Origin of the sequence: Pseudochrobactrum sp. AO18b (assembly GCF_000409565.1) — a bacterium.
Taxonomy (GTDB): domain Bacteria; phylum Pseudomonadota; class Alphaproteobacteria; order Rhizobiales; family Rhizobiaceae; genus Pseudochrobactrum; species Pseudochrobactrum saccharolyticum.
The window spans coordinates 1-467 of the sequence record NZ_ANNO01000119.1; the positions used below are offsets into that span (position 1 = coordinate 1).

Here is a 467-nt window from a genome sequence, read left to right on the forward strand (position 1 = left end):
TTTGCTGACCTGGTGGTTATGGCGGAGCGGCTGCACCCGATCCCATTCCGAACTCGGCCGTGAAACGCTCCAGCGCCGATGGTACTTTGTCTTAAGACACGGGAGAGTAGGTCGCTGCCAGGTCTGCAAAAGGCACAGAAATAAAACATCTTCTCAAACATTCAGCGCTAAACACGCAAATCAATCGCTTACCGATAAGACAATCTTCAAAGCAAATCTTAAGCGATCATATATCTAGGGCGGAGCGCCCGTTCGGCCTACAATCGATAATCAATCGATTGCTATACGGCCTCACCTCATCAGGCCCATAACCTGAAAAAGAGGCTGACTTCGCTCCCGGGCCTCACAGGCTTGTACTAACTTTGACGCGGGGTGGAGCAGCCCGGTAGCTCGTCAGGCTCATAACCTGAAGGCCGCAGGTTCAAATCCTGCCCCCGCAACCAATCTTCCCTCAAAACAATTAAAAC

General features: G+C 51.6%; 1 tRNA gene and 1 rRNA gene. Both read left to right on the top strand.

The window, feature by feature from the left end:
• Positions 1-8: 8 nt before the first annotated feature.
• A 5S ribosomal RNA gene (gene rrf / locus A918_RS0104910) occupies positions 9-123 on the top strand.
• A gap of 243 nt (positions 124-366) precedes the next feature.
• Positions 367-443 (top strand) — tRNA-Met (locus A918_RS0104915).
• Positions 444-467 lie beyond the last annotated feature (24 nt).